This is a genomic window from Maribrevibacterium harenarium, from assembly GCF_006385675.1.
In the GTDB taxonomy this organism is placed as follows: domain Bacteria; phylum Pseudomonadota; class Gammaproteobacteria; order Pseudomonadales; family Marinomonadaceae; genus Marinomonas; species Marinomonas harenarium.
The window spans coordinates 1-7264 of sequence record NZ_VFRR01000071.1; the positions used below are offsets into that span (position 1 = coordinate 1).

Below are 7264 nucleotides of genomic sequence, written 5' to 3' on the forward strand. Positions count from 1 at the left end.
TGACTCCGGTATCTACTTTAAAGAAGGGACTATCGTGGATGCAACGATCATTGAGGCTGCAAGCTCCACCAAAAATAAATCCAATGCACGCGATCCCGAAATGCACCAAACGCAAAAAGGAAAGCAATGGTTCTTTGGCTTAAAGGCTCATATCGGTGTGGATGCAAAACGTGGCTTAATACACAGCTTCACCACCACATCGGCCAATGATCACGACCTGAACCAGTTGCCAGAGCTCGTTTATGGAAATGAATCATTTGTCTTGGCGGACTCGGGCTACCGTGGTGTAGAAAAGCGCACAGAAACAAAAGATAAGAATGTCGATTGGTTAGTCGCAGAGATGCCTAGCAAGATACGTGCTTGGAAAAAGCACCCTCGCCTCAACAAGCAGCTGATCCGAACGGAATACTTAAAGGCAAGTATCAGAGCGAAAGTCGAGCATCCGTTTAGAATATTGAAATGTCAGTTTGGGTTTCGCAAAGTCGTCTACAAAGGACTGTCTAAAAATGACACCAAGCTTGCAGTGCTGTTTGCGCTTGGGAACTTGTTACGAGTAGATCAGATGATACGTTTTGCACGGGGTTAATCCGTCTAGATAACGGTTTTTTAGCTGCCCCGAGCAGCGTAGTGGCGGAAAACTGCGCCTAATTAGCACAATTGACGTCGAGCGGAGCAAGTCAGACCGGAATTGTCTGACTTGTTCGTAGTATCCATTTCTTTTTACCCGACTTCTTACGGCTGAACCTGATAAACTTTATAGAGACCTTTAAAAGGTTTGGGTCTAAAAAGTCACTGCTTTGTGGACCCAATTTTTACATTCTAAATTCATTATTAGTAACGTTGCCTAGTAACTCGTTACTCACAGTTTTAAATAGCTTCGCCAAAGTATTTTGCAGGTAAACTTGAAACTTATCCTGAGCTAGGGTTCTATCAAATACATCTGTTGGTAAGAATCGTTTCATTTCTGCAATGAGCGCTTCACTAGACACAATATCAGGAAGTCGTTCGAGAAAGTTTTCCAAAATTTTGTTGAAGTGCTCAAGTTTATAATCTGACACCTTGTTTTTAACTAAGTCCATATTGAGTGTCGCTCCTTGTTGCTGTAACCAAGCTAAATCCCATATATCTCGGTGGCGGACATACCTTGTAGTGGCAGGTAAAGAAATGATTTTATCCGCCATAACCTCATCCAAGCTTTCTGTCAGAATTAGCGTATCACTATATCCATCAGGCAAAAAATCGTAGTTTATTTGAAGAGGTTGCGGCTCTCTTGTATAGGCAGGAATGTTTGCCACTTCTACTTTGATTTTTTGTTTTGGCAGATCTTTTCTCTCAGGAGAAGTCACTACCGCTATTTGCCATTTATCAATGCTCAATTCAGAATATTTAGGATCTTGCTTTAGATCCTTTGGTTCTTTTACTGTTACTTCAAGCCCGTATCGTTCGCCAATGTACTTTTCTATACAATGTTTCATGTCTGCCAACATTGCTGAGCTGAAATCCTTCCCGCCAGCAAAATCCAGATCTTCGCTGAAACGATTGCCTCCATAACAAAGTCGTAACGACGTGCCACCTTGAAAAGTTAGTTTGTCTAGAAGTCCACCTTTCTCTAGCGCAAATAAAATATCGTAGTGTAAGAGCTCTTTCTCTATCACTGAACGCATATTAGATACATTTTCAACCTGCATTGCTTTATTCACCAATAGCGCGAAATTTTCTTGATCAATTTTCATATAGCCCATCCTCGCTTACTAAATGTGTATTTCGGCCTACTCGTTTTAAGTCTCTGTATGCAGTTTTTTTCGTTGCTAACCTAAGTGGTCTGCCGACTAAACTGGTGTTTTCTATAATATCGATTGGATCTCGTTTCGTGTGCGTAAATTCAATTGTACCCAAAGGTGTTTTGAATTCACCGGAACGCCCCGTTGTCATAACCGTTAAGCGATCTACTGGAATTTGCGAAATAATACCGAAATCAGAAAGTGCAGACTCCAGGCTAATGTAGTTATATTCTCCACGTCGAATAGTTTTAGCAATTTGCTCCAACGTATCGCTGCCTTTTGACTGCGCTAAATTGTATAAATACACACCATTAATGATTCGGGTAAGTAAGCCATCGTCTTGTAAACGTTTAATTCCCGCACGCAATGCTCGTTCATTATCTTGATGAAAGATTTTCGCCAGATCTGAATTAGTAAAAACACAGCGACCACGCTTGTCATATTCTAAGAGCTTTTTAATTGCCTCAGCCTTTTTCACAATACGCCTCTAGTTATCAAGGATGACACTTAAACATGTCATAATTGTAGACTTAGTCTTTTTGGAGTGCAAGTGTACAATTTTGACACTAAATAGTGTCAAAATTGTCAACTTGACTTTTTAGGGGGGTTAAAAGGAATTGGTTAGTTTGCACGGTGATGAATTTTAACACCCAGAGTGTGAAAAAGCGGGTTTAGATAAACTAGATGAATTAGGGGAAGCCTGTAAGGCTGCCAGAATGAAAGCTATACCTTTACTGATAATGCGTAACAACAAGTGGCACCCTAGCAAGGCATCCAATTCTTCAATCTATCTAACCGAGTCCACATAGGATAACTGCATTGACTGGAGCCTCGATTTATATTAAGGAGGATTCCTTGGTTCTTTGTGGAGATTTATTTTCAGAACATAATTCGCTACTTTGGGGCGCCGGTCGAAGGGCGTCTTTCAAATCGAACATATTTTTGACTTTGAGGCTATCGATCATCCGCAGCTTGGCAATTCCTATGCTTACAATGCCAGCGTCACGGAACTCGCAGGTGATAAGTCAAAACGGCAAACTCTTGGTATAGAGGTCTCTCCCGTTTCGAATCAGACTGCTTTATACGAACGGAAGACTATCGATTTACGAAATTATGCGAATGGCGAGTGTGCTGTTAGGGTATGCCCTAGGAGCCGAATTGCGGCGACCAGGTAAAACGACAGCACCAACGCATATACATATCGGCGAGCGGAGCAAAGGGACACGCAGCACTACCGATGGATATGGAACACACAGCGCTAGTCAGCATATTTGTGTTAAGGCACCTATCTACTACATTACAAGCTGACACGGATGCGATTATTTAAGCAATTCGTGGTGCTTACTCACTAATACAAACCTCAAAAGCTTAACGGAGCATAGTTTGAGAGCGTTTTGTTATTCATCCATTAGTTGGAAATCATCAATATCGTCCAAATGAATGTAGCTCCCGACTTTAACAGCATGCTGGTAAAGACCCAAGATGAAGTGATAAGACATTTGCTCGATAACCTCGTATGGCAGGGGGATTCTTGTCTGTGATCGCCGCTGGATGCGAACATAGCTTTCGATATGGCGAATGATCTTCTGGATTTGAATTTCCGTTAGGGCTGTGCCATTAGCGTAATCTCTGGAGAATTTTGTGGCAGTGTGTGCCTGCCCGAACGATAACGGCCTCCCAGTTTTCCCCATTACATAGCGCTGCAATCTCACTGTACTGATTTCGGGCTCCACTAATCGAAACTTTATAGCAAGCGCCAAAGTTCGTGTAGCCTTGGCAAAACTGAACCCATCAATCTTTGCTTCTACCAATGGTATAAGGTACTCAATCACCCGCTGTTCGATTATCTCTAGGCTAGATCGCTTGCCGGCAATCAATTCAGTAATTGGATTTGATAGCTCATTTTTTAGCAAGAATGTGTCTATATCGACGGTGTTTGGGTAATTTCCTTCATTATCGTTTTTTGGCTGGCGCAAAAATACTATGTCGATAGCGCGTTTTATAGTGGACTTACTGGGTGTGACAGCCTCACCATTTTCTTGGAGTCTCTGGTAAATCTGCTTGTATGATGGCTTTGTGCTTGGGGCATTTTCTTCTTCAAGCTCATTCTTTAGTTCCACCACTGCTTCAATGGCATTGAGTGATTCAGTCGTAGCGAATCCCCCTGCTCCTATTATCTCGGCATTAATCGCGGCGGATATGTAGGAAGCCACCTTCCCGTTACTCTCGGCCAGCTCGATAAATTTATACATTGTCATACCTTGCCTCTAAGTAGCCTGTATTTGGGTGGCCTACTAAGCACCATTAATTAGATAATTCTAAATTTCACTCGATTGATAGTACGACCGTACTATTTATTTGAATCATACATGCCCAAAGTTGTAAAAACAAACATGTAGTACCAGCTTAATTCAAAATTTCACTCTTAAGACGCTTAAACAGAATCAACATTGTCAAAGAATCTTACTTTCCGTACCTATATGAAAACTATGACAAGCAAGAGAGTTACTTAAATTAATTTATGTTACTGATTTATATACATTTATTTGAATTTATAGATTTTGTATTAGTTCCAGAAACATATATTTCAGGAATTAATACAAAATTTGTAGTATGATACTATTGTGGTAAGGCTGAATAGAGATTTAATTCTCGTCATTCATAGGTTTCTTTCATTGCGTTTGGGAGAGTGAGTGGGGCAAGAGGCAACCAAGCGAGACTATGCAATCCTGATTCAGATCATTGAACAGATGTAATGCCTTTGCTACTCAAGTTAGCTGCAAATAGCGAGTACCACCTCTTAAAAGCAATTCCCTTCGAAAAACAGCGAGGTAGTTCATGATTATTAGTATTCATCAAGAATCAAATGCCCCGGTTGTTCATCGTAATCAAGATGATTTGGGGCTATCGGAACGAGCTAAAGCAAGACTAAAAAGCCTCTATACAGATACCGATACCTATAAAGGCTATCAGTCTGACTTTAGAGTGTTTCAGCAGTGGCGCATCCAAAACAAAAGAAGCGGTGCTCCTACAGCGGATGATCTATGCAATTTCATAGCGGACCAGTCCGAAGGCATTCTGAGTAGTTTTAATCGGACTAAGGGTATCCTTGAAGATGGCGGCTGTGTTGCTCACTCGACACTATCTAGGCGCAGAGCTGCGATTCTCTCCATACTAGGGAAAGCTGGCATTGAGTTTTCCAAGGATGAGTCGGCTCGAATCGCTGACATACTGGCAAGCTGCAAACTTGTGGAAGCTGGTGAGCCGTTGCGTAAGCGTGGTGCAGCCACTCCGCTCATGCCAGCACATGTAGGTGAAATGATACGATGTCCTGCGATGCAAAGCGCCGCCCGATTCAAACGGTTAAGAGATCAGGCGTTGCTCGCTTTTTTCTTAGTAACAGGGGCGAGGAAATCTGAGCTTCTAGGCCGCAAGGGGGTTGTGGTGGGGGATATTTCCTTTGATAAGAATGGGATGGCCTATAAACGAATTGTATTGAAAAAGGGATTTAACTCTCGTCAAAAAACCTTTAAGGGGCGTGTGCCGCCAAACTCTTCAAAGACCAGCGCATATCAGCTAATCAAACAATACTATGATGAATTGATGGCGCATAATGGAGTAAATGAAGAAACCCCCTTCTTTATCCGGCTAAATCGTAATGGTGAACCGCATCCATCTTTTTCAGCGGTATCACCTCGTAAGCTATCTGATTGGCTCATTCATTATGCTATCAGTGCAAATTTGCCAGATAGCACAATAGAACATTTAAAAGGGCACAGTCTTCGTGTTGGTGCTGTGGTGTACTTGTATGAAATTGGTATGGATAAGCGTAAGATCAGCGAAATAACCGGGCAAACAGAGGCAACCATAGAGCACTACGCGAAGCAGAGGAAGAGCATGAGTTATGACGGTGGCTTGTAGCAATTAGCTTCTTCGGAGCATTTCGACCACTCATTCCGCGATTATCCAATCACTTTTAGACTCACTCCAAATTGATGAGCAGAATAGTATGTATGCAAGGTTACGGCGCGAAGGCTGATAATTTTTCGCGCTACAAAAAACCGCTGCTTGAGCGGCTTCATGTGCAAAGCAGTTTGAGAAGTCTGCTTTACAACCCAATAGGGTTTGACTTAGATGAGACTTATCATAGTTCTGATGCTCAAGACGATCAACATCATAATTCGTCATCCTTGAAACTCTTAACCTACTGAATTAACTTTCTTTTTAAAAAATATTTAATGCCTAAATCTCGCTACAAATACGCCATAAAGCCCAAAAAGTTGTAGAACTAGTGAGTTTTATGAAGCCTCGTCAGATAGAGATCGTACCGCAAATAGATTTATTCCAACCCAACTCGTGGATATCATTAACCATATGCACAATAGTCATCGAATAGAACTGGGCGGAGAGTCAATGAGAAAACTGGCGCAATCCGATCACTTAGAGTAAAAATAAGACGAGAGAAAAACGGCAGGATCAGCTGATCGGAATAGACCGAAACGAGCGATCGCAATCACCGGAATACGCACCATAGTCATCCTTTAGTTTGACTGGCTAAAATCATAGATTCGAAACGGCTGGGTAACGAATTGGGGGGCACACTTCTCGAAAGTTGGTACAGCCACGTTGCCAACACGTCTATTGGAGGTTGCAGCACTTGCATCACTTGTCTGACAAAGTGGTATTGGAGCATTGGCTTGACTCGCCATATTACCAATACTGTTGCGGCGAGATCTTTTTTCGGCGTCACAACCAACCCTTGTCGGAGTGCAAACAGCGACATAATAGGCGATTGCCAAAACCCGAACATGTGTTCGCCTGTGTTGATCAGATAAGTGGTAAGTTGATCCGTACGGTAGGGGCCAAGCGCGGGCCGACTTTGCGATGACCATGATGGCCACATGCTATTACCTGACTCGGTAGGTATACTGCAAACGATCCGGGCTTACGGCGTTTTGAGTCATTGGCGGCGACTCACCGTGTTCGGCACGCGTATTATAGTCCCATGACTACTGAAGTTACTGACCTGCAAATCCTTATGAAGTCGAGCCGAAAACCAATTTATTGGGCTGTTCGACCGTCAATCGGCCTTAAAGCTGTTTTTTCGATATCCCTCCTAGTACTGATCATCACCTACCTGAAGCAGAAGACACTATGACTCGCACACCAACATGGGATTCCCCTTGGCAGCAAGGCTTGAAAGATGTCTTACCCTATTGGGCGTCGCCATTTTCTTCGGCTTGATTGCATTGCAAGCAGGTTTCAGTGTGTGGGAAACTGCCAATTGATAGTTGGTTCCTTTCGATATCATTGACCAAATGATTCTTGCATGTTTTGCCGCTAATGCTACCGCTGCTTTATTCACACCCCTGCGCTCTATCAGGGACTTCACCCATCGACTCTTCGCGTCGTCACGTCGCTCTAAAAATCGGATCACGGCACGAGCTCCGTGGATCAGAAGCGTTCGAATATAAGTGTCTCCG

The 7264-nt window shown here is 42.9% G+C and carries 5 protein-coding genes and 2 pseudogenes; 3 read left to right on the forward strand and 4 right to left on the reverse strand.

The genetic code is table 11. From position 1 onward, the window contains the following. On the forward strand, positions 1–586 hold a 586-nt coding region (locus tag FJM67_RS16590), incomplete at its 5' end, for an IS5 family transposase (RefSeq protein WP_140591707.1). A gap of 226 nt (positions 587–812) precedes the next feature. On the opposite strand, the gene FJM67_RS16595 is transcribed toward FJM67_RS16590, so the two are convergent. The 3 genes from FJM67_RS16595 to FJM67_RS16605 form a co-directional block, all read right to left on the reverse strand. Then, entirely contained in the window at positions 813–1733 is a 921-nt protein-coding gene (locus FJM67_RS16595) for a nucleotidyl transferase AbiEii/AbiGii toxin family protein (RefSeq protein WP_140591714.1), read from the reverse strand. Beyond that, positions 1723–2259: a type IV toxin-antitoxin system AbiEi family antitoxin gene (gene abiEi / locus FJM67_RS16600; protein WP_140591717.1), complete on the reverse strand. Its 537-nt coding sequence runs from the start codon at positions 2257–2259 to the stop codon at positions 1723–1725. The genes FJM67_RS16595 and abiEi overlap by 11 nt, the downstream gene beginning before the upstream one ends. A 919-nt stretch (positions 2260–3178) precedes the next feature. Next, positions 3179–4039, reverse strand: coding sequence for a hypothetical protein (locus FJM67_RS16605; protein WP_181161536.1), 861 nt, complete (start codon positions 4037–4039; stop codon positions 3179–3181). Positions 4040–4619: 580 nt separating this feature from the next. On the opposite strand from FJM67_RS16605, the gene FJM67_RS16610 reads away from it, so the two are divergent. Beyond that, the gene (locus FJM67_RS16610) at positions 4620–5702 is read left to right on the forward strand and encodes a tyrosine-type recombinase/integrase (RefSeq protein WP_140591722.1); all 1083 of its coding nucleotides are present in this window, start codon (positions 4620–4622) and stop codon (positions 5700–5702) included. 611 nt (positions 5703–6313) lie between these two features. Further along, a pseudogene (locus FJM67_RS17805) lies at positions 6314–6540 on the forward strand (IS5/IS1182 family transposase); the annotation flags it as partial. Between the two features lie 540 nt (positions 6541–7080). On the opposite strand, the pseudogene FJM67_RS17810 reads toward FJM67_RS17805, so the two are convergent. After that, positions 7081–7264, reverse strand: a pseudogene (locus FJM67_RS17810) (IS110 family transposase); the annotation flags it as partial.